The following is a 20,183-nucleotide window of genomic DNA, read 5'->3' on the forward strand; positions in this document are numbered from 1 at the left end:
AGAGGCGAAGGAGCGACGACATGCGCACCCTGATCAAGAACGCGGCCGTCGTCACGATGGACAAGACGCTCGGCGACTTCGAGCGGGCGGACATCCTGATCGACGAGGGCACCATCGTGAGGGTGGCGCCGGGCATCGAGGCGGACGCGGAGATCATCGACGCGTCCACGATGATCGCCATGCCCGGAATGGTCGACACGCACCGCCACACCTGGCAGACCGCCCTGCGCGGGATCCTCGCCGACGGCAACATCCCGGACTACCTCCGCGGCATCCGGCTGCAGATGGCGCCCCGCTACCGCCCGCAGGACATGTATGTGGGCAACTACCTGGGTGCCCTGGACGCCCTCAACAGCGGCGTGACGACCCTCGTGGACTACTGCCACAACATCCTCGACCCTGACTGCGCCCACGCGGCGGTGACCGGGCTCAAGGATGCGGGAATCCGCGGTCTCTACGGGCACGGTCTGACCCCGGTGACCGAGAACACCTGGTCCCAGGCCAGGGGCGGAATCGCCGGCTCGGCCGATCCGGCGAACTTCTCGACTCGCGAGAAGCTCGCCCGCGAGATTCGCGACCAGCACTTCTCGGACAACTCGATCCTGCGGTTCGGCATCGCGCCGCAGGAGCTGACGATCACCCCCGTCGCCGACGTCGCGATGGAGTTCCGCTTCGCCCGCGAACTCGGCGCCAGGATCACCACGCACGCCAACCAGGTGATGGTGCGCCAGCTCTTCCAGGATGTCGAGGTGTTCGCGGCGAACGACCTGCTCGGCGACGACCTCCTGCTCGTGCACTGCACGTTCAACACCGAGCACGAGTGGGAGCTGCTCCGAGACTCCGGCGTCATGGTCTCGGTGTGTGCCGAGACCGAGATGCAGATGGGCATGGGCTTCCCGGTGATCCGCGAGGTCACAGACAACACGCCGGGACCGAGCCTCGGGATCGACTGCGTGAGCGGATGCAGCGGAGACATGATCTCGCACAGCCGCTTCGTGCTGCAGGCGAGCCGCTGGCGCGCGGATGAACCGGGCTACCAGCGCATGGTCGCGCCGCAGGAGATGGCGTGGACGACTCACGACGCCCTCAGCTGGCTCACGGTCAACGGAGCGCGGGCGGCCGGCGTCTCGGACGTGGTCGGTTCCCTCACCCCGGGGAAGCGCGCCGACATCGTGCTTCTCGAGATGGGCGGAGTGAGCCAGGCGGGCTGGAACCGGCGCGAGCCGGGCGGAGCGATCATCGCGCAGGCGAACGCGGGAAACGTCGACACCGTGCTCGTCGACGGCCGCGTCGTCAAGCGTGGAGGCGCCCTCGTGCACGTGGATGTGCGGGCGGCGCTCGCCCAGCTTGAGGAGTCTCACAACTTCCTCTACGAGCAGATGGATGTTAACGGTGGCTTCATCCCCCAGCCTCCGATCGACATCCCGCTCTATCGAGAACGTGCTTAGTTCACTGTTACTAAACAGTAATGTAATCTGTACTTGACACTGTGCAGTGCCACTTCTAGCATGGCAAGAGCACGCCACCCACTGCAACGAGGCACTCTCGGGGCTGCTGATTCACTGAGGAGTCGACGACGACCATGACCGCGAAAACCCTGCTGCGTAACGGAACGGTCATCACCGCGGCGACCGCTGGTGAGTGTCTGGTCGGGGTCGACATCCTCATCGCCGATGGCAAGATCGCGGCGATCGGACACTCACTGGAGGCCGGCGACGCCGAGGTCATCGACGTCACGGGTCGCATCGTGCTCCCCGGATTCGTGGACACCCACCGCCACACCTGGCAGTCGGTCATCCGGGAGATCGCCTCGGACTGGTCGCTCACCGAGTACCTCGCCGGACTGCACACCGGGCTGAGCAAGCACTTCCGTCCAGAGGACACCTACGCGGGCAACTACCTCGGCGCCCTGGAGGCGCTGGACAGCGGAATCACGACCCTCGTCGACTGGTCCCACAATCTGGCCACGCCGGCCCATGCCGATGCCGCCATCCAGGCGCTCACCGACACCGGCATGCGCGCGGTCTTCGCGCACGGAGGCGGCTCAAAGCAGTGGGGGGCCCCATTGCCCTCCCCCAACAACCACCCGGAAGACGCGCGTCGCATTCGCGAGCAGTACTTCTCGGACAACACCGGCCTCGTCACGATGGCGATGGCCCTGCGCGGACCGCAGTTCACCACCCCCGAGGTCAACGTGCACGACTTCGCGCTGGCCAGGGACCTCGACCTGCGAGTGACGGTCCACGTCGGCGACGGGTACTGGGGCAAGTCGGGTCCGATCCTCAAACTCCAGCGGGACGGACTTCTCTTCGACACGACGACCTACGTGCACTGCAACACCCTCTCGGACGAGGAACTCACCCTCATCGCCGAGTCCGGGGGATCCGCTTCGGTGGCTCCGGACGTGGAGATGCAGATGGGCCACGGGTTCCCGGCCACCGGCCGCCTGCTCAAGGCGGGCATCCGTCCCAGCTTCTCGATCGATGTCTGCAGTTCGAACGGCGGCGACATGTTCGGCACCATGCGCACCGCGGTCGGCATGCAGCGAGCGCTCGACAACGCGCCGGCGGTCGAGACCGGAGAGGTGATCGAGCGCATCGGGCTGAGTTGCGCCGAGGTGATCCGCTTCGCCACGATAGACGGCGCCAACGCCGCGGGCCTCGGCCACGTCACGGGCTCCATCGAGATCGGCAAGGCGGCGGACATCGTCGTGCTCGACGACCGTTCGCTCGCCATCACTCCGATGAACAACCCGTTCGGGGCCGTTGTCTACGGCGCCCATCCCGGGCTCGTGCGGGATGTCTTCGTCGCTGGGCGAAGGGTCAAACGAGACGGCCGACTCGTCGGCGTCGACTACGACAAGGTGAAGGCGATGGCCATCGACGCCCGCGACCATCTCCTGAGCGAGATGCCCGAGGCACAGCTCGGTGGCACCTGGCACCCGGAACTGGGTTGACCATGACCACGACTCCCGCCGCGAAGCCCGAAGCGGCCGGGCGAGTTGCGCCGGCCAACCGGGGACCGCTGCCCTCGATGGTGCTCTCCTGGCCGGGCACGCGTGCCCTGATCGCCGTCGTTCTGCTCTTCGCCGTGAGCCCGCTGATCGCCCCGGCGAGCGTGGGCGGAACGGCCATCATCTCGATGCTGCCGTTCGCGGCACTCATCGCGATCGTGGCGATCGGCCAGACCTTCGTCATCCAGCAGGGCGGTCTCGACCTGTCGCTTCCGGGCGCGGTCACGCTCGGTGCGCTTCTGGTCTCGACCCTCGGATCCGACCCCCGGGTCGGGCTGACGATGGCCATCATCATCGCCATCGTCGCCACCTCCCTCTTCGGACTGCTCAGTGGCGTCGTCATCGCGTTCTTCGGACTTCCCCCGCTCGTCGTGACCATCGCCACCAATGCCCTCATGGTCGGGGCGGTGCAGTCCATCTCCGGCGGGTTCAGCGGGCAGAGCGATCCCGAACTGAGCGCCTTCGCCATCAGCAAGTTCCTCGGCATCCCGGTGCTCGCCGTCTTCGCCATAGTGATCGTGGTCGTGGTGCAGGCCGTGCTCAAGTTCACGCGGTTGGGCCGCCGATTCGAGCTCGTCGGCGAGAATCAGCGGAGCGCCGAAATCATCGGCATCCCCGTGCGGCGCTACGTGATCTCCGCCTACTGGCTCGCCGGCGCGCTCGCCGCCGGTGCCGGCGTGCTTCTGGCCGGTCTGCTTCGCACCCCCACGCTCACCGCCGGCAATGCCTACCTGCTGCCCTCCATCGCGGCCGTCGTGCTCGGCGGCACCGCCCTCACCGGCGGAAGGGGAAGCCTCGCCGGCACCGCGTTCGGTGCACTCTTCCTGGCCCAGCTGACCCAGCTGGTCCAGACCTTCACGACCCTCACGGCCGTGCAGAACATCGTCCAGGCGCTCATCATCGGCGTCGGGATTGTCGCCCAGCTCCAGCTGGGCGGGTCTTCGGCCAGGCTCAAACGTCTCGCTCGGAGAAGTACATCCACCCAACCCACCAAGAAGACTCAAAAAAGAGGAGTGTGAAATGAATCGCATCCCATCTGCGCGCGGTACGCGCGCAGCATTCGCGGTCCTGGCAATCGCCGGACTCGCTCTCACCGGCTGTTCATCGACGAACAGCACAGGCGTGAAGAGCAGTGGCAGCGCCACCGCGGATATCGCAGTAGGAAGCGTCGGTGACATCAGCAAGTTCAGCAACATCGCCGACATCTGCAATTCGAAGGGCAAGCCGGTGAGCGTCGGCTTCGTCGACGGCTACGGCACAAACACCTGGTCGAAGACGGTCAAGGCGGAGGCGCAGAGCGAGGCCGCCAAGTGCAAGCAGATCAAGAGCTTCGAGTACGCCGCCGGACGCGGTGACCTCGCCGCGACGACCTCGGCCATCACCAGCATGGCGGCCAAGGGCACGAACATCATCCTGGTCATCCCGGATGCCGGCCCGGGCGAGGCGCACCTTCCCGCGATGAAGACGGCGACCGATGCCGGATCGCTCGTCGTGGCGGTGGCATCCGATCCGGGTGCCAAGGCCGGGAGCGGATTCCTCGACTACACGGACCAGTCCCCCCAGTTCTCGGGTTCGTCCTGGGCGCAGTGGGTGGTCGACCGGCTCGGCAAGGGGGGCGGAAACGTCGTCTTCCTCGGCGGCCCGGCCGGCGCGGCCGTGTCCACCGGTGAGTTCGAGGGCGTGCAGTCGGTCATCAGCAAGAACCCGCAGATCAAGCTGCTGACCCCGCAGCCGGTCGCCACCAACTGGGACCCCGCCCAGGCGCAGACCGCGATGGCCGGACTGCTCGCGCAGTTCCCGAAGATCGACGCCGTGGTCACCGACTACGGTGCAACGGCCGCTGGCGCCATCCGTGCCTACCAGGCCGCGGGAATCTCGCTGCCGATCATGACGTCCACCGACGACAACTCGCTGAGCTGTGGCTACGCGGCGCTCAAGGCCGCCAACCCGGGCTATGAACTGGCAACCCACTCCTCGCGCACCTGGATCGGTCGCGTCGCGCTGCGCAAGGCCCTCGCGGCCTTCAACGGAAAGTCGGACACCGAGCCGTCGATCTACAACCTCGCGATCTACGAGGACTCGACGGGCTCGGCCAAGGGCTCCATCCTTCCGCAGGACGCGTGCCTCAAGGACGCCCCGGCAGACGCGACTCCGTCCACCCTGCTGACCACCGCCGAGATCAAGAAACTGTTCAGCTAACCATGAATGAATCGACCACTGTCGAGCCCGTGCTCGTCCTCTCCGACATCTCGAAGACCTACCCGGGCGTGCGCGCGCTCAGCAGTGTGAGCGTCAGCGCCGCCCCGGGAAAGGTTCACGCGATCCTCGGGGAGAACGGGGCGGGGAAGTCGACGCTGGTCGGAATCGCCGCGGGGTCGGTCGTGCCTGATTCGGGCACGATCGGCCTCGCCGGCGAGAGCGTGACCAGGATGCAGCCCCGGATGGCCCGCGAGCGCGGGCTGGCGATCGTCTACCAGGTGCCGGCCCTCGCCCCGTCCCTGACCGTGCTGGACGCCGTGCTGCTCCTGCTGCCCGACTCGAAGCGACCACCTCGCTCCGGTGCGGCCGCCTGGCTGACGGCGCACTTCGCCTCCCTGGGACTCACGATCGATCCCACCGCCACGATCTCCGCCCTCTCCCTGCGCGAGGCCCACCTCATCGAGATCGCGGCGGCCCTCGCCTCGGATCCCCGGGTGCTCGTGCTCGACGAACCCACCGAGGCGCTCGGCCCGGAGGAGACGACCTGGCTCTTCGCTCGGATCGCCGAGCTCCTCGCCAAGAACGTGGCCATCGTCTACATCACCCACCGCATCCCCGAGGTCGTTGAGATCGCCCACGACCTCACGGTGCTCCGCGACGGTCAGGTCGTCGGCCGCGGCAAGGTCGCCGACTTCTCGGCCGACCAGATCGTCGAGCTCATCGTCGGGCGATCTCTCGAGACCACCTTCCCCGACAAGCAGCAGGCGCCGGGGACCGCCCTCGAACCCGTGCTCCTCGTTTCCGACGCCTCGGGGGCGAGATTCTCCGACTGCTCGATGAGCGTGCTTCCCGGACAGATCGTCGGCCTCGCCGGAGTCGAGGGCAACGGGCAACGGGAGTTCCTGCGCGCGCTCTCCGGCAAGGGACTGGTGTCTGGCACTGTCTCCGTCGCGGGCACGGTCGTTCGCATGCGCTCGCACGGCTCTGCCACCCGCGCCGGGATCGCCTTCCTGCCCGGCGACCGGCTGGGCGAGGCGATGTTCGGCAAGATGTCGGTGCGCGAGAACGTCGTCGCCCCCTCGCTCGACAGCGCCATGCCCCGGGGGCTGGCCAACCGCTCGCTGGAGTATTCGCTCAGCCAGCAGGCGATCGCCGGACTCGCGGTCAAGACCCCGACCCTCGAGACTCCGGTCAGTTCGCTCTCCGGGGGAAGCCAGCAGAAGGTGCTTCTCGCCCGCGCCCGGTTGGGCGACCCCAGGGTGCTGCTGGTGGAGGACCCGACCCAGGGGGTGGATGCCGGCGCCCGCGTCGAGATCTACGCCTTCCTGCGGGCGATGGCCGACTCCGGAATCGCCGTCGTGGTGCTCTCGACGGATGCGGTCGAGCTCGAGGGGCTCTGCGACCAGGTTCTCGTCTTCTCCCGCGGCCGGGTGCAGGCCGTGCTGGACGGTTCGGATGTCACCGAGCGTTCCATCACGGGCGCCGCTGTAATGTCGACTGGGCACTCGGCGACCACCGTCTCGGCCCTGCCGACCCGGCGTCGGCGCGCATTCAGCCTCGGCAGGGAGGGGCAGGCCGGCGTCCTGGCGGCGCTCACCGTGCTCCTGGGCCTCGCGACGACGATCGTCTCTTCCGCCTTCGTCAGCTCGCTGAACATGAGTCAGCTGCTCGCCGCATCGGCCACCCTCATCCTCGTGGGACTGGCGCAGCTCATGGTGGTGATGACCGGGGGAATCGACCTGAGCATCGGGTCGGTCGTCGCCCTGTCCGGAGTCGTGATCTCCTACTTCGGCACCTCGGGACCGGCCTTCGCGCTCGGCGTCGTGCTCGCTCTCGGCGCCGGCCTGCTGGTCGGCCTGGTGAACGGCCTCCTCGTGACCCGACTGTCCATACCGCCCGTCATCGCCACCCTCGTGACGTCTATCGCCGTGGTGGGTGTGGCGCAGGTACTCCGGCCGAACCCCGGGGGGTCAGCGACCCCCGAGATCATGACGGCCCTCGGCACCACCGTCGGCGGGATTCCACTCGTGCTGGTGCTTGCGATCGTCATCACGATCGCGCTGTGGTTCCTCATCACTCGAACGGGCCTGGGGCGCGGCCTGCGGGCGGCGGGCTCCGATCCGGTGAAGGCCAATCGCATGGGCGTGAACGTGCCTTCGATGCGGCTGTTCGCCACCGTCTCCGCCGGCTTCCTGGCGGCGGTCGCGGGCTTCGTGCTCTACTCCAAGACGGGGATCGGGGACGCGAACACCGGCCAGTCCCTCACCCTGACGTCGGTCACCGCGATCGTGATCGCGGGGGCGAGCATCTTCGGAGGGTCCGGTTCCGCCATCGCGGTGGCCGTGGCGGGCATCCTGCTGCAGACGATCACCAACTCGCTGACGTTCCTGTCGCTCTCGCTGTCCTGGCAGTACTGGCTTCAGGGCGTGTTCGTGCTCTTCGCGGCCGTGTTGCCGATGATCGTGCGCCTGCGGCGGTCGCGTGCGGATCGGCGCTGATCGCCCATGCGCACCGGGGTGGAGCGATCAGGGACGGAGGTTGTCCATCGCCTGCAACACGTCCACGGCCGAGGTCAGGGGCGAGTCGCCGCCTCGAGAGAGCGACGGATCGGCGCCCATGGCGCTCGGCATGGCCTGGTTCTGCTGGCGGCGACCGACCACGAACCAGATGCCTCGGGCCACGACGTCGCCGTTGTTCGAGTACAGGTGCGGCCGAACGGAGTCGAACTGGAGCGAGTCTCCCTTGCGCAGCAGGTGCGTGTCGAACTCGAGCTGCAGCGTGATCTCGCCCTCGAGGATGTAGGCGTACTCCACGCCGGAGTGACGCATGAGGCGACCCTCGATGGAGCTGGAGGCCCCGGGGTCGTAGCTGACCAGGAGGGCATCGGCCGGGCCGCCCTCCCCGACGGCCAGGCGCTCCCAGTGCACGCCGTTCTCCATCTCGAGCACCGGATTCTCGGAGCCGCGCTGGACCGCGGGCTCGACGGCCCCGGAGCGGCCGAACGGGGCGGAGACCGGCGCGTCGGCGGCCGCGTGCGGGGTCGACACCCCCATCAGATCGTCCATCGAGACACCGAGGTGATTCACGAGGGCGTAGAGCGTGGATACCGACGGCTGCGTCTTGCCGGTCTCGACCTGGGAGATCAGGCTCGCCGACACCCCGACGGACTGGGCGACGCTGCGAAGGCTCATGCCGCGCTGCAGTCTGGCCTCTCGCAGGCGAACTCCGATTTCGGCGGTCATGCGGCGCTCCTTCACGGTGTGAGGCGAATGGCCTCTGGCGACAGCCTATCAAGCCAGAGCGCACACTGCGGGTCTTCGAAGCAAAACTTTCGTAGAGCCAGAGTGTACGGGGAGCGGGGCTCAGAGCCCCCAAATTCCGCTGAATTTGACGAGTTCTGGGGCCTCGAGGTCCTCGGGATGGCGCCCCGGGTCGCTCGGGGGCTGGACGACGATGTTAACCTATGCTAAACACTAATTCTATAAAACTGAACGCCAACGAAGTCGTTTTGGGAGGACTCCATGCGTAACACAGACACTACTGGCATCACGGCTGTCGACTGGGAGCAGCGGATCAACTTTGATCGCCTGCGCTCCGAGAGACTCGCCAAGCTGAAGGCCGAGCTGAACCGGTCAGAGCTCGGCGCTGTACTCGCCTTCGACTTCGCCAACATCCGCTACATGACCGCGACCCACATCGGCACCTGGGCCATGGACAAGCTGATCCGCTTCAGCCTGCTGACTCGGGAAACCGACCCCATCTCCTGGGACTTCGGCTCGGCCGCCAAGCACCACGCCCTGTACAACCCATGGTTGGACGTCACGACCGCCGAGGCCGACGCCGACCCGCACGCCCCGCACCACGGTGCCACCCGACCGCGACTCGAGTCTGGTGCCCGAGCCGGGATCTCCACCCTCCGCGGCGCCTTCACCCCGGACGCGGAGATCGCCCAGAAGCTCGCCGCAAAGATCAAGCGCGAGCTCGACAAGTTCGGCGTCGCCGACCAGCCGCTCGGGGTAGACGTGATCGAGCTGCCCGTCCTGTTCGCACTGCAGCAGCTGGGCATCCAGGTCGTGGACGGCCAGCAATTGTTCATGGAGGCCCGCCGAATCAAGACGGCCGACGAGATCGGACTGCTCACCCAGGCGGCGTCGATGGTGGATGCCGCCTACGACGAGCTCTATCGCTTCCTGCGCCCGGGAGTGCGGGAGAACGAGGCCGTGGGCCTCGTCGCCAAGACGCTCTACGACCTCGGCTCCGAGTACGTGGAGGGGGTCAACGCCATCTCGGGCGAGCGTTGCTCGCCGCATCCGCACGTGTTCTCCGACCGACTCATCCGACCGGGCGACCCGGCCTTCTTCGACATCCTGCACAGCTTCAACGGATACCGCACCTGCTACTACCGCACCTTCGCCGTGGGTTCGGCGAGTTCCGCCCAGAGGGATGCCTACAAGCGAGCACGCGAATACATGGACTGGGCGATCGCGCTCGTGAAGCCGGGCGCCACCACCGCAGACATCGTGAGCGTCTGGCCGACCGCGCAGGAGTTCGGCTTCGAGGACGAGGAGGCCGCGTTCGCCCTGCAATACGGTCACGGGGTCGGTCTTTCCATCTGGGAGAAGCCGATCTTCTCGCGCCTCGTCTCGCTCGACCACCCGGAGGTCCTCGAGGAGGGAATGGTCTTCGCCCTGGAGACGTACTGGCCCTCCGCCGACGGCTGGGGCGCCGCGCGCATCGAGGAGGAGGTGGTGGTGACGGCCGACGGATGCCAGGTCATCACCAAGTTCCCGGCGGAGGAGCTGCTCGTGGCCGGACAGCGCTACTTCACCGTGGGCGGAACGCTCAACTCGATCCGCGACTCGCAGTCGCACCTCAACACCACCGAGGGGCGTGGCGAGAACACGGCACCCGCGGCGCACTGAGCTTCGTGCTCAGTGGCCTCGGGTGACTTCGGCCATGGCTGACCAGTCGAGTCCGGCGAGGGACTCGGTGGCCAGGGCGGTCTCGAATCGGTCACGCAGGAGCGGGGCGCTCGGCAGCGTCACCCCGCCTTCTGCCGCGACCTCCTCGGCCAGTCCGAGATCCTTCAGGCCGAGGGCCATGGTGAAGCCGGGCGGGCTGTAGCGGCGCTCGGCGATGATCGAGCCATAGCCGGTGAACACCACGCCTCCGAAGAGGGTGCCGCCCAGCAGCTCGACGAAATCACTGGCGTCGATCTCGTGGGCCTCGACGAGGCTGATCGCCTCGCCCAGGGCCTGCATGGCGTGGATGATGGTGAAGTTCACGGCGATCTTGACGACGTTGGCGCGGCGGGGCCGGTCGCCGAAGCGCCAGATCCGCGTGCTGAGCACCTCCAGGAACGGCTCGACGGCCCCGATCGCCTCCTCCGGCCCGGCAACCAGGATGTTGAGCGCGCCGGCGGCCGCGACGGTGGGCCGACCGAGCACGGGCGACGCCACATAACGCAGGCCGGCGTCGAGGTGGATTCGCTCCAGCCGATCGGCGGCCGCGGCGCTGATCGACGCCATGTTGACATGGATCCGATTCTCCGTCCCGCGAAGATTGTCGGCCGTGAGCAGGGCCTCGGCGGCCTCGTCATTGGCGAGCATGGAGAAGGACACCGGAGCGGCCAGCGCCTCGGCCGGCGACGACGCCCGCGTGGCTCCGGCGGCGACGAGGGCCTCGATCGCCTCCTCTGACCTGTTCCAGACCGTGACGGTGTGTCCGGCATCCACGAGTCGCCTCGCTATCGCCGATCCCATTGTTCCCAGGCCGATGAATCCCAGTCGTGCCATCTCACGCCTCCCAGACGGTCTTGAGGTTGCAGAATTCGCGGATGCCCTCCGCGGCGAGTTCGCGCCCGAAGCCCGAGTTCTTGATGCCGCCGAACGGGAGCTCCGGGTAAGAGATCGTCATCCCGTTGAGGAAGACCGCCCCGGCCTCGATCTCCGACACGAACCGGGCCTTCTCCCGCTGGTCGGTGGTCCAGACGCTCGAACTGAGACCGAAGTCGGTGACGTTCGCCAGGGCGATCGCGGAGTCGACGTCGTCGACGCGGTAGAGCGTCGCGACGGGGCCGAATGCCTCCTCGCGGTGAAGCCGCATCGACGCGGTGACTCCCGAGATCACGGTCGGTGGGTAGTACCAACCCACGCCCTCCGGCACGGCTCCGCCGGTGAGCGCGGTGGCGCCCCCGGTCAGCGCATCGTCGACCAGTTGGGCGAGCTCGTCCCGGCCGGCCGCCGTGGCGAGGGGCCCCACCTGGGTCTCCTCCCGCAGCGGATCGCCGACCCGGAGCGCACCCATGGCGGCGGTGAACAGCTCGGCGAACCGGTCATAGACGTCCGTGTGCACGATGAAACGCTTGGCGCTGATGCAGGACTGGCCGTTGTTGATTGTTCGGGCGGTCACCGCGGTGGCGACAGCGGCGGAGAGGTCAGCGCTCGGCATCACGATGAACGGATCGGACCCGCCCAACTCGAGCACGGACTTCTTCACCTGGGCGCCCGCGATGGAGGCCACCGACCGCCCTGCCGGCTCCGAGCCGGTGAGGGTCACGGCCTTGACCCGCGGGTCCTCGAGCACCGCCCGCACCTCGCCCGAGCCGATGAGCAGCGTGGAAAACGATCCGGCGGGGAAGCCTCCGCGGGCGAAGAGCGTGTCGAGGTAGAGCGCCGACTGCGGCACGTTCGAGGCGTGCTTGAGCACCCCGACGTTGCCGGCCATGAGAGCCGGGGCGGCGAACCGGATCACCTGCCAGAGCGGATAGTTCCACGGCATGACGGCGAGCACGATGCCGAGCGGCTCGTAACGGGAGAATGCGCGACTCGCGCCGAGGCTGCCCGGGTCGCCGAACACCTCGTCGCGCAGGAATTCCTCGGCGTGGTCGGCGTAGAAGCGCATGCCCTTGGCGCACTTGGCCGCCTCCGCGCGCGCGGCGCCGATCGGCTTGCCCATCTCGCGGGTCATGATGGTCGCGATCCGCTCGTTGTCATCGTCCAGCAGGTCCGCGGCGGCTCGCATCCAGCCGGCGCGATCGGCGAACGAGGTCCCGCGCAGCGCGAAGACGGCGGACTGGGCTCGAGCGAGTCGATTCTCGATCTCCTGGGGTCCGTGGGGCTCGAAGGTCATTTCGACCTCACCGGTGGCGGGGTTGAGGGTGGCGATGGCCATGGGTCGTCCTTCTCGGTGCGTCGGGGATGTCGGGGTCAGTTGGTCACGGGATCGAGGAACACGTCGGGATGCCGGGCAAGCTCCAGTCGCGTTCGACGGATGTGGCCGTACAGCACTCGTTCGGCCTCGTCCAGGTCGGAGCGGCGAATCGCGTGCACGAGCAGTTGGTGATCGTGGTGCACGCTGCGGTCGCCCTCCGAGCGGAACACCCGGGTGAAGGCCCGACGGTAGTGCTGGGTGCGATTCCAGAGCTGTTCGACCATGTCGCCCAGCACGCTCGTGCGCGCCGCGGCGTAGCTGCCGAGGTGGAATTCCCGGTCCAGCGTGAGGAACTCCTCGATGTCGTCCGACCGCTCCATGGCATCCGCGAGGTACTGCAGGTGATCGATCTCCGGCTGCCCGAGGTCCGGAATCGAGTAGCGCAGAAGGAGGGGCTCGATTCTCTCCCGAATCTGATACATCTCCTCGCACTCCTCGAGGCCCAGCCGCGACACCCACGCTCCCGTGTTCGCCACGAGGGTGACGAGTCCCTCCGCCTCGAGGATGCGGAGCGCCTCGCGCACGGGGACGCGGCTCGCCCCGTGGCGGTCGGCGGCATCCTCTTGCCGGATGCGGGCGCCCGGCGCGTATTGGCCGGAGAGGATCGCCGTGCGCAGCTCGTTGGCGACCCGTTCACCGGCGCTGCCGGTGCGGGGGATGATGTCGGTCACGGTCCCCATCATTCCGCAGGACGCGCGGGGTGCCAGAGCTTCACGGGCGCGGTCGCCTCGTAGGCCTTGCCCTGCGGGTAGCTCACGAGTTCGAACTGCATTCCCCACGGGCTGCGAAAGTAGATCCAGCGTTGGCCGGTGCTGTGACTCGAACTGGCCGTGGGCTCCCCCATGACCTCCACGCCGCGACTCAGCAGGTAGGCCAGTGCCTCGTCGAAGTCGTCAACGTAGAAGGCGAGGTGGTGGCCGCCGATGTCGCTGTTGCGCGGCTCCGGCCGCTGGCCATCCGCCGCCTCGTACTGGAAGATCTCGAAGTTGGGTCCGAACCCGCAGCGGAAGAAGCGCAGTTCGCGCATCACGGTGCGGGGATGCACGCCCAGGTTGGTCTGCATCCAGTCGTCTGCGCGCTCGAACGGGCCGAGGGAGTAGACCAGTTCGCAGCCGATGACATCGACGAAGAAGCGCTCGGCCTCGTCGAGGTCGGGAACGGTGAACCCGATGTGCTCGGTTCCGCGCAGTCCTGGCAGACCCACCATCTCGACCTCCTCGCCGTTGATTGGATCCAGTATTGCCGAATACTGGCCAAAAAGCCACCCTTTCGACCAGTAATGCTTGTGATTGGATTCAATCGGCGCTAACGTACCCCCATGCCGAAACAACGACGTTTAGAGACCGGTGCGCCATGGGTTGAGTTGGCCACCACCGCGCAGGACTGGAAAGAGGCCGATCCCGCGCTGCTGGCGACCATGCTCGGCCAGCTCCACCTGATCCGCGCGTTCGAAGAGACGGTTCTCGACCTCGCCGCGGAATCCCTCGTCCACGGACCCGCCCATTCGAGCATCGGCCAGGAGGGCGGCGCGGTCGGATCCATCGTCGGGCTGAGTTCATCGGATGCCGTGAACGGTTCGCACCGTGGCCACCACCAGTTCCTCGCCAAGGCGATCAACCACGTCAGCGGCGGTTCCCTCGAGCTCGGCACTCTCGTCACCCCGGCCATCCAGACGGTGTTGCAGCGCACGCTGGCCGAGATTCTCGGCCTCGCGCAGGGCTACTGCCGGGGCCGAGGCGGCTCGATGCACCTGCAGTGGTTCGAGGCCGGCGCCCTGGGGACCAACGCGATCGTCGGCGGCGGCGCCCCGATGGCGGCCGGCAACGCCTGGGCCCAGAAGCACTCGGACACGCGTGATATCACCATCAACTACTTCGGCGATGGCGCGAGCCAGATCGGGTCGGTGCTCGAGTCGATGAACCTCGCGGCGGCCTGGAAGCTCCCGGTCTGTTTCTTCATCGAGAACAACATGTACGCCGTGGCCACCGAGATCAGCGAGAGCGTTGCCGACACCCGGCTGTCGGTGCGCGGGCAGGGCTTCGGGATTCCGAGTTGGCGGGTCGACGGCATGGACCCGCTCGCCGTGCACCTGGCCATGACCCAGGCCGGGGAGATCATGCGCAATGGTGGCGGTCCCGCCATCGTCGAGGCCGAGGTCTATCGCTTCTTCCACCAGAACGGCCCATACCCGGGAAGCGCCTTCGGCTATCGCAGCAAGGAGGAGGAGGCGCAGTGGCGTGCACGTGACCCGCTGCTGAAGATGGCCACCGAGATGACGAGACTCGGTCTGGCCGACGAGGCGCTCATCACCACCGTGCGCGAGCAGTCGCAGGCCGCCATGGCCGCCGCGGTCGCTCAGCTCATCGAGGCCGACCCGGAGAACACCGGAAAGCGTCGCATCCGTCCCGAGCTCTGGCCGGACACCTCCTTCGTGAACGTGGGTGTGCGTGGCGACGCCAGCGAGCTCGCCGCACTCGCCGTGCTCGAGCCGACCGGCTACGAGGGCGAATGGCGCGACGTGAAGTTCGTGGATGCCGTTGCCGCCGTCATGGATCGCCGCATGGAACAGGACCAGCGCATCGTCGTGCTCGGCGAAGACGTGCACCGGCTCAACGGCGGAACGAATGGCGCGACCAAGGGCCTCGCCAAGAAATACGGTCCCGACCGGGTGCTCGGCACTCCGATCAGCGAGAACGCCTTCACGGGCCTCGGCGGCGGACTCGCTCTCGACGGGCGATTCCGGCCGGTCATCGAGTTCATGTATCCGGACTTCATGTGGGTCGCCGCCGATCAGGTCTTCAACCAGATCGGCAAGGCCCGTCACATGTTCGGCGGCGACAACCCCGTTCCCCTCGTCTTGCGCACCAAGGTCGCGATGGGGTCCGGCTACGGTTCGCAGCACCTCATGGACCCAGCGGGCATCTTCGCGACGAGCCCCGGCTGGCGCATCGTCGCCCCGTCGACGGCCGCCGACTACGTCGGCCTGATGAATGCCGCCCTCGCGCTGCAGGACCCCGTTCTCGTGATCGAGCACGTCGATCTGTACGGCATGGCCGACCGGGTTCCGGTCGGCGATCTCGACTATCAGCTGCCGTTCGGCAAGGCCGCCCTGCGCCGGGTGGGCGCCGAGGCAACGATCATCAGCTACCTCTCGATGGTGGCTCACTGCCTCGAGGCCGTCGAACAGACCGGAATCGACGCGGATGTCATCGACCTGCGCTGGCTCGATCGCGCATCGATCGACTGGGACACGATCGGTGAGAGCGTCAAGAAGACCAACATCGTGCTCATCGTGGAGCAGGGCGCGCGCGGCACGTCCTACGGCGGCTGGCTCGCCGACGAGATCCAGCGCCGCTTCTTCGACTGGCTCGACCAGCCCGTCGAGAGAGTCACCGGCGGTGAGGCGAGCCCCAGCATCTCGAGGGTGCTCGAGCGAGCCGCGATCGCCGGCACCGAAGAGGTCGTCGCCGGCATCCAGACCATTCGCCGCGGAATGGGCGGTCGCTGATGGCCACCGTCGTGCGGATGCCGGAGGTGCTCGCGGGCAGCGCCGAGGCGGCCATCCAGACCTGGCTGATCGCCGTCGGCCAGGAGGTCGCCGTCGGAATGCCTCTCGCGGAGGTGGAGACCGAGAAGGCGATCGTGGAATACGCCGCGGAGATGGCCGGAACGGTGCTCCAACTTCTGGTACCAGAGGGCGTGTCGGTCAAGGTTGGAGACCCGATCGCCGTTCTGGGGGAGAAGGGGGAGATCGTCGAGGTGCCCGGTCCCGAGTCCGTCGCGGGCGGTGCCGCCCCCGCTCCAGCCCCGACGACCACTGCACCGACAGCCGCCGAACCCGTGCCGTCGGCCGCCCGAGCGTTCATCAGCCCGCTCGTGCGCCGGCTCGCGAAGGAGCGTTCCCTCGACCTCTCGGCCGTCACGGGAACCGGCCCCGGTGGCCGGATCGTGCGTCGCGACATCGAGGGCATGACGGCCTCCGCGGCCCCCGCGGCAGAGCAGGTGTCCGCCGTTTCCGCGCCGCGGACGACGGAAGCCACCCTGGAATCGCCCACCGTGGTACCGCCCGTCGCGGTGCCGCACACCGCGATGCGGCGGGCGATCGCGCGTCGTCTCACCGAGAGCAAGTCGACGGTGCCGCACTTCTATCTCGTCGCGGATTGCCGGGTCGACCGGCTGGTGGCACTGCGCCGGGAGGTCAACGAGACCGCCACCACGAAGGTGTCCATCAACGACTTCGTGATCAAGGCGGCGGCCGCCGCCTTCATCGATGTGCCAGAGGCCAATGCCACCTGGGACGAGAGCGCCATCATGCGCTATTCGACAGTTGACATGTCGGTCGCGGTGGCGATCGATGGCGGACTGGTGACCCCCGTGCTTCGCTCGGTCGAACGGATGACGCTCAGCACCGTTGCCCGCACCGTCGTCGACCTTGCCGAGCGTGCGCGGTCGGGTCGGCTCAGGCAGCACGAGCTCGAGGGCGGCAGCTTCGCCGTCTCGAACCTCGGCATGTACGGCGTGACGGAGTTCTCCGCCATCATCAACCCTCCCCAATCGGCGATCCTCGCGGTGGGTCTGGCCCGCCAGGAGGCGGTGGTCGTCGATGGGCAGATCGAGGTCGGCACCATCATGACCGTCACGCTCTCGGCGGACCACAGGGTGCTCGATGGGGCGCTCGCCGCGCGTTGGCTGGCCGCGTTCGTGCGACACGTCGAAAACCCGCTCGGCATGCTCGTGTAGTCCCGCCTCCCGCCCGGCTCGTCCACGGCGCCACCCTCAACCGGAGGTCATCTGCACGGCTTAAGCTGGTGCGCATGACCGTCGACTCCTCGTTCCCCTCCGGCATCCATCTCGACGAGCTGGACCCGACCGTGCGTCCCCAGGACGACCTCTTCCGGCACGTCAACGGCAAGTGGATCGAGCGCACGGAGATCCCCTCGGACAAGGCGCGCTTCGGCTCGTTCTACCTCCTCGCCGAGGAGGCCGAGAAGGCAGTGCGCGACATCATCGAGGAGGCCCAGTCGGCCGAGCCCGGTACCGAGGAGCGCAAGTTCGGCGACCTCTATGCGAGCTACATGGACGAGGCGCGCATCCAGGAGCTCGGCGCGACTCCCCTGCACGCGGCGCTGGCCGATGTCGACGCGATCGTGGACATCCCGTCGTTCCTCGTCGCCCTCGGTGTGCTCGAACGTCAGGGCGTGAGCGGATTCTTCCAGCTGTACGTCGACAACGACCCGGGCAACCCCGAGCGGTACATCGCCCTCTTCGAGCAGGGAGGCCTCGGCCTGCCGGACGAGAGCTACTACCGCGAGGAGAAGTTCGCGGACATCCGCACGGCCTACCGCGCCTACCTGGAGAAGATGTTCGGCCTGGCCGGGGTGCCGGATGCCGCGGCGCGCGCCGCCCGCGTCTTCGAGCTCGAGACGACCATCGCCGCCGCGCACTGGGACAACGTCGCCACGCGCGACAGCGAGAAGACCTACAACCTCACCACCTGGCACGACGTCGTGACCAGGGCCTCCTCCGTGGCCAACGGCCCGGACCTGGGCCGCTGGCTCGACGCCCTGGACGCGCCGACCGGTGTGTTCGACGAGCTCGTTCTGCGCCAGCCGTCGTTCCTCGACGGCATCGCGGCGGCGCTGACGGCCAGCAACCTCGAGCGCTGGACGGACTGGCTGCGCTGGCAGGTGATCCGCTCATCCGCGGCCTACCTCTCCGACGAGTTCGTCGAGGCGAACTTCGACTTCTACGGCCGTACCCTCACCGGCACTCCGGAGCTGCGCGCCCGCTGGAAGCGCGGCGTCTCGCTCGTCGAGGGCGCGATGGGTGAGGCGGTCGGCCGCATCTACGTCGACCGTCACTTCCCGGAGGCCGCGAAGACGAGCATGGACGTGCTCGTGGCGAACCTGGTCGAGGCCTACCGGCAGTCCATCGCGGCGCTCGGCTGGATGACGGACGACACCCGCGCGCGAGCCCTCGACAAGCTCGAGAAGTTCACGCCCAAGATCGGCTACCCGGTGAAGTGGCGCGACTACTCGACGCTCGAGATCAGGGCGGACGACCTCATCGCCAATGTGCGGGCGACGAGCGAGTTCGAATTCCAGCGCGAACTCGGCAAGATCGGCAAGCCGCTCGACCGCGACGAGTGGTTCATGACCCCGCAGACCATCAATGCCTACTACAACCCGGGTTTCAACGAGATCGTCTTTCCCGCGGCCATCCTGCAATTCCCGTTCTTCGACGAGGGTCGGGATGCCGCGGCCAACTACGGCGCGATCGGTGCCGTGATCGGGCACGAGATCGGCCACGGGTTCGACGACCAGGGCTCCAAGTACGACGGCGACGGTCGGCTCACCGACTGGTGGACCGCGGGCGACCGCGCGGCGTTCGAGAAGCTCACCGCGTCGCTCATCGAGCAATACAACGCCCTCGCCCCGCGCCAGGTGCCCGATCACCGCGTGAACGGCGCCCTCACGATCGGCGAGAACATCGGCGACCTCGGCGGGCTCTCCATCGCCTGGAAGGCCTACCTGATCAGCCTCGACGGCGCGGAGCCGCCCGTGGTCGACGGGCTGAGTGGCGCCGAGCGCTTCTTCCTGTCCTGGGCGCAGGCCTGGCAGCTCAAGTCGCGGGACGAGGAGGCGGTGCGGCTCATCGCGATCGACCCGCATTCACCCAATGAGTTCCGATGCAACCAGATAGTGCGCAACATCGACGCGTTCTATGAGACCTTTGGAGTGACAGAAGCCGATCGACTGTGGCTCGATCCAGAAGAGCGCGTGACTATTTGGTAGTTGGGACGAGCGACAACGTACGTCGAGAGCGAATCCGCACCCCCCGTGTCGGTCGCCATCGCGGAGCCGCGGGAGCCGAAAGCTTCTCCGGCAGCTTCACCGCGCTCGGACAGCTCGCCTACGCGGGCGCCCGCGTCTCCGCGCACGTCGTCGACCTGCGCAGCGGCGCCACTCTCGTGTCGATCGACGACCGGATCGTGCTGCCGGCGGCGGGCATCGGCCAGGTCCTGCTGCTGATCGAGGTCTCGGCGCGCATCACCTCCCGTGAGCTGGGCGGCTACGGGATCCTCGACAAGACGCCGGCGGATGCGATCGGTGCCCCCGGCATCTGGCACCGGCTTCAGGCGCCGGTCCTGCCCGTCGCCGACCTCGCCGCGCTGGTCGGTGCCACGAGCGACAGCCTCGCCACCAACGTGCTGTTGCGGCACATCGGGCTGGAGGCGGTGCGCACGCGCACCGAGTCGCTCGGGCTCGCCCGCACCGCGCTGCTCGACCTGGCCCGCACGACCCGGGGACCGGATGACGCCCCGCAACTGTCCGTGGCGTCCACCGCCGAACTCGCCTGGCTCTTCGGCGCCCTCTCCCGCGGAGAGATCGTCGACCATGTCACGAGCGACCGCGTGCTCGGCTGGCTCGCCCTCAACGCCGACCTCTCGCTCGTGGCGAGCGCGTTCGGCCTCGCTCCGCTCGCCCACCTCTCGACCGATCACGGCATCCGCGTGGTCAACAAGACCGGCGTCGACTTCGGCGTGCGCGCGGAGGCCGGGCTGCTGAGCGGATCGAGGACCGGGGTGGCGTACGCCGTCACCGTGCAGTTCGCAGATGCGGATCTCGCGACGAGGCTGCGCGTGATCGAGGCCATCCGCACTGTCGGTTACGACCTGCTCGAGTACGTGTACTGACCCCCACTTCGGGGTACACCGCCCCGCCCAGTCGGGGCAGATAGCCGGTTATTCCCATGACTG

General features: G+C 67.8%; 15 protein-coding genes. 10 read left to right on the forward strand and 5 right to left on the reverse strand.

Annotated elements, in window-relative coordinates; genetic code table 11:
* Positions 1–20: 20 nt before the first annotated feature.
* The 5 genes from FVP33_RS14475 to FVP33_RS14495 all read left to right on the forward strand — a co-directional run bounded on the left by FVP33_RS14475 (position 21) and on the right by FVP33_RS14495 (position 7,710).
* Complete coding sequence (locus tag FVP33_RS14475) at positions 21–1,448, forward strand: amidohydrolase family protein (RefSeq protein WP_147784391.1); 1,428 nt, start codon at positions 21–23, stop codon at positions 1,446–1,448.
* A 134-nt stretch (positions 1,449–1,582) separates the two neighbouring features.
* The gene (locus FVP33_RS14480) at positions 1,583–2,956 is read left to right on the forward strand and encodes an amidohydrolase family protein (RefSeq protein ID WP_147784392.1); all 1,374 of its coding nucleotides are present in this window, start codon (positions 1,583–1,585) and stop codon (positions 2,954–2,956) included.
* Positions 2,957–2,958: 2 nt separating this feature from the next.
* The gene (locus FVP33_RS14485) at positions 2,959–4,032 is read left to right on the forward strand and encodes an ABC transporter permease (RefSeq protein ID WP_147784393.1); all 1,074 of its coding nucleotides are present in this window, start codon (positions 2,959–2,961) and stop codon (positions 4,030–4,032) included.
* Position 4,033: 1 nt separating this feature from the next.
* Positions 4,034–5,212 (forward strand): substrate-binding domain-containing protein, encoded by a 1,179-nt coding sequence (locus tag FVP33_RS14490; protein WP_147784394.1) that lies wholly within the window; start codon positions 4,034–4,036, stop codon positions 5,210–5,212.
* Positions 5,213–5,214: 2 nt separating this feature from the next.
* Complete coding sequence (locus FVP33_RS14495; protein ID WP_147784395.1) at positions 5,215–7,710, forward strand: ATP-binding cassette domain-containing protein; 2,496 nt, start codon at positions 5,215–5,217, stop codon at positions 7,708–7,710.
* Positions 7,711–7,737: 27 nt separating this feature from the next.
* Here the strand turns inward: FVP33_RS14495 and FVP33_RS14500 are convergent, their stop codons facing one another.
* Positions 7,738–8,454 (reverse strand): helix-turn-helix domain-containing protein, encoded by a 717-nt coding sequence (locus FVP33_RS14500; protein WP_147784396.1) that lies wholly within the window; start codon positions 8,452–8,454, stop codon positions 7,738–7,740.
* 279 nt (positions 8,455–8,733) lie between these two features.
* Between FVP33_RS14500 and FVP33_RS14505 the strand changes: the two genes are divergently transcribed.
* A complete protein-coding gene (locus FVP33_RS14505) occupies positions 8,734–10,134 on the forward strand; it encodes a M24 family metallopeptidase (protein ID WP_147784397.1) in 1,401 nt (466 codons plus the stop codon).
* Positions 10,135–10,143: 9 nt separating this feature from the next.
* Here FVP33_RS14505 and FVP33_RS14510 read toward each other — a convergent pair whose 3' ends face one another.
* Genes FVP33_RS14510 through FVP33_RS14525 form a run of 4 tightly spaced genes read right to left on the reverse strand, consistent with a single transcriptional unit; the run spans position 10,144 to position 13,631 of the window.
* A complete protein-coding gene (locus FVP33_RS14510) occupies positions 10,144–11,007 on the reverse strand; it encodes an NAD(P)-dependent oxidoreductase (RefSeq protein ID WP_147784398.1) in 864 nt (287 codons plus the stop codon).
* A gap of 1 nt (position 11,008) precedes the next feature.
* A complete protein-coding gene (locus FVP33_RS14515; RefSeq protein WP_147784399.1) occupies positions 11,009–12,385 on the reverse strand; it encodes an NADP-dependent succinic semialdehyde dehydrogenase in 1,377 nt (458 codons plus the stop codon).
* Positions 12,386–12,420: 35 nt separating this feature from the next.
* On the reverse strand, positions 12,421–13,104 hold the full coding sequence (locus FVP33_RS14520) for a GntR family transcriptional regulator (RefSeq protein WP_147784542.1): 684 nt from the start codon (positions 13,102–13,104) through the stop codon (positions 12,421–12,423).
* A complete protein-coding gene (locus FVP33_RS14525; protein ID WP_147784400.1) occupies positions 13,104–13,631 on the reverse strand; it encodes a VOC family protein in 528 nt (175 codons plus the stop codon). The genes FVP33_RS14520 and FVP33_RS14525 overlap by 1 nt, the downstream gene beginning before the upstream one ends.
* Positions 13,632–13,742: 111 nt before the next feature.
* On the opposite strand from FVP33_RS14525, the gene FVP33_RS14530 reads away from it, so the two are divergent.
* The 4 genes from FVP33_RS14530 (at position 13,743) to FVP33_RS14545 (ending at position 20,120) form a co-directional block, all read left to right on the forward strand.
* Positions 13,743–15,932: an alpha-ketoacid dehydrogenase subunit alpha/beta gene (locus FVP33_RS14530; protein ID WP_147784401.1), complete on the forward strand. Its 2,190-nt coding sequence runs from the start codon at positions 13,743–13,745 to the stop codon at positions 15,930–15,932.
* Complete coding sequence (locus tag FVP33_RS14535; protein WP_147784402.1) at positions 15,932–17,164, forward strand: dihydrolipoamide acetyltransferase family protein; 1,233 nt, start codon at positions 15,932–15,934, stop codon at positions 17,162–17,164. Before FVP33_RS14530 ends, FVP33_RS14535 begins: the two co-directional genes overlap by 1 nt.
* Before the next feature lie 74 nt (positions 17,165–17,238).
* Entirely contained in the window at positions 17,239–19,218 is a 1,980-nt protein-coding gene (locus tag FVP33_RS14540) for a M13 family metallopeptidase (RefSeq protein ID WP_147784403.1), read from the forward strand.
* On the forward strand, positions 19,212–20,120 hold the full coding sequence (locus tag FVP33_RS14545) for a serine hydrolase (protein ID WP_147784404.1): 909 nt from the start codon (positions 19,212–19,214) through the stop codon (positions 20,118–20,120). The genes FVP33_RS14540 and FVP33_RS14545 overlap by 7 nt, the downstream gene beginning before the upstream one ends.
* Positions 20,121–20,183: the final 63 nt, after the last annotated feature.

Source organism: Lacisediminihabitans profunda (assembly GCF_008040105.1).
GTDB lineage: Bacteria > Actinomycetota > Actinomycetes > Actinomycetales > Microbacteriaceae > Lacisediminihabitans > Lacisediminihabitans profunda.

What these genes read in the sequence shown, in the direction of transcription:
- FVP33_RS14490 (WP_147784394.1), top strand. Translation starts at nt 4,034, where the DNA reads ATGAATCGCATCCCATCTGCGCGCGGTACGCGCGCAGCATTCGCGGTC.
- FVP33_RS14530 (WP_147784401.1), top strand. Translation starts at nt 13,743, where the DNA reads ATGCCGAAACAACGACGTTTAGAGACCGGTGCGCCATGGGTTGAGTTG.
- FVP33_RS14510 (WP_147784398.1), bottom strand. Translation starts at nt 11,007, where the DNA reads ATGGCACGACTGGGATTCATCGGCCTGGGAACAATGGGATCGGCGATA.
- FVP33_RS14515 (WP_147784399.1), bottom strand. Translation starts at nt 12,385, where the DNA reads ATGGCCATCGCCACCCTCAACCCCGCCACCGGTGAGGTCGAAATGACC.
- FVP33_RS14480 (WP_147784392.1), top strand. Translation starts at nt 1,583, where the DNA reads ATGACCGCGAAAACCCTGCTGCGTAACGGAACGGTCATCACCGCGGCG.
- FVP33_RS14520 (WP_147784542.1), bottom strand. Translation starts at nt 13,104, where the DNA reads ATGGGGACCGTGACCGACATCATCCCCCGCACCGGCAGCGCCGGTGAA.
- FVP33_RS14525 (WP_147784400.1), bottom strand. Translation starts at nt 13,631, where the DNA reads ATGGTGGGTCTGCCAGGACTGCGCGGAACCGAGCACATCGGGTTCACC.
- FVP33_RS14485 (WP_147784393.1), top strand. Translation starts at nt 2,959, where the DNA reads ATGACCACGACTCCCGCCGCGAAGCCCGAAGCGGCCGGGCGAGTTGCG.
- FVP33_RS14505 (WP_147784397.1), top strand. Translation starts at nt 8,734, where the DNA reads ATGCGTAACACAGACACTACTGGCATCACGGCTGTCGACTGGGAGCAG.
- FVP33_RS14495 (WP_147784395.1), top strand. Translation starts at nt 5,215, where the DNA reads ATGAATGAATCGACCACTGTCGAGCCCGTGCTCGTCCTCTCCGACATC.
- FVP33_RS14475 (WP_147784391.1), top strand. Translation starts at nt 21, where the DNA reads ATGCGCACCCTGATCAAGAACGCGGCCGTCGTCACGATGGACAAGACG.
- FVP33_RS14500 (WP_147784396.1), bottom strand. Translation starts at nt 8,454, where the DNA reads ATGACCGCCGAAATCGGAGTTCGCCTGCGAGAGGCCAGACTGCAGCGC.
- FVP33_RS14540 (WP_147784403.1), top strand. Translation starts at nt 17,239, where the DNA reads ATGACCGTCGACTCCTCGTTCCCCTCCGGCATCCATCTCGACGAGCTG.
- FVP33_RS14535 (WP_147784402.1), top strand. Translation starts at nt 15,932, where the DNA reads ATGGCCACCGTCGTGCGGATGCCGGAGGTGCTCGCGGGCAGCGCCGAG.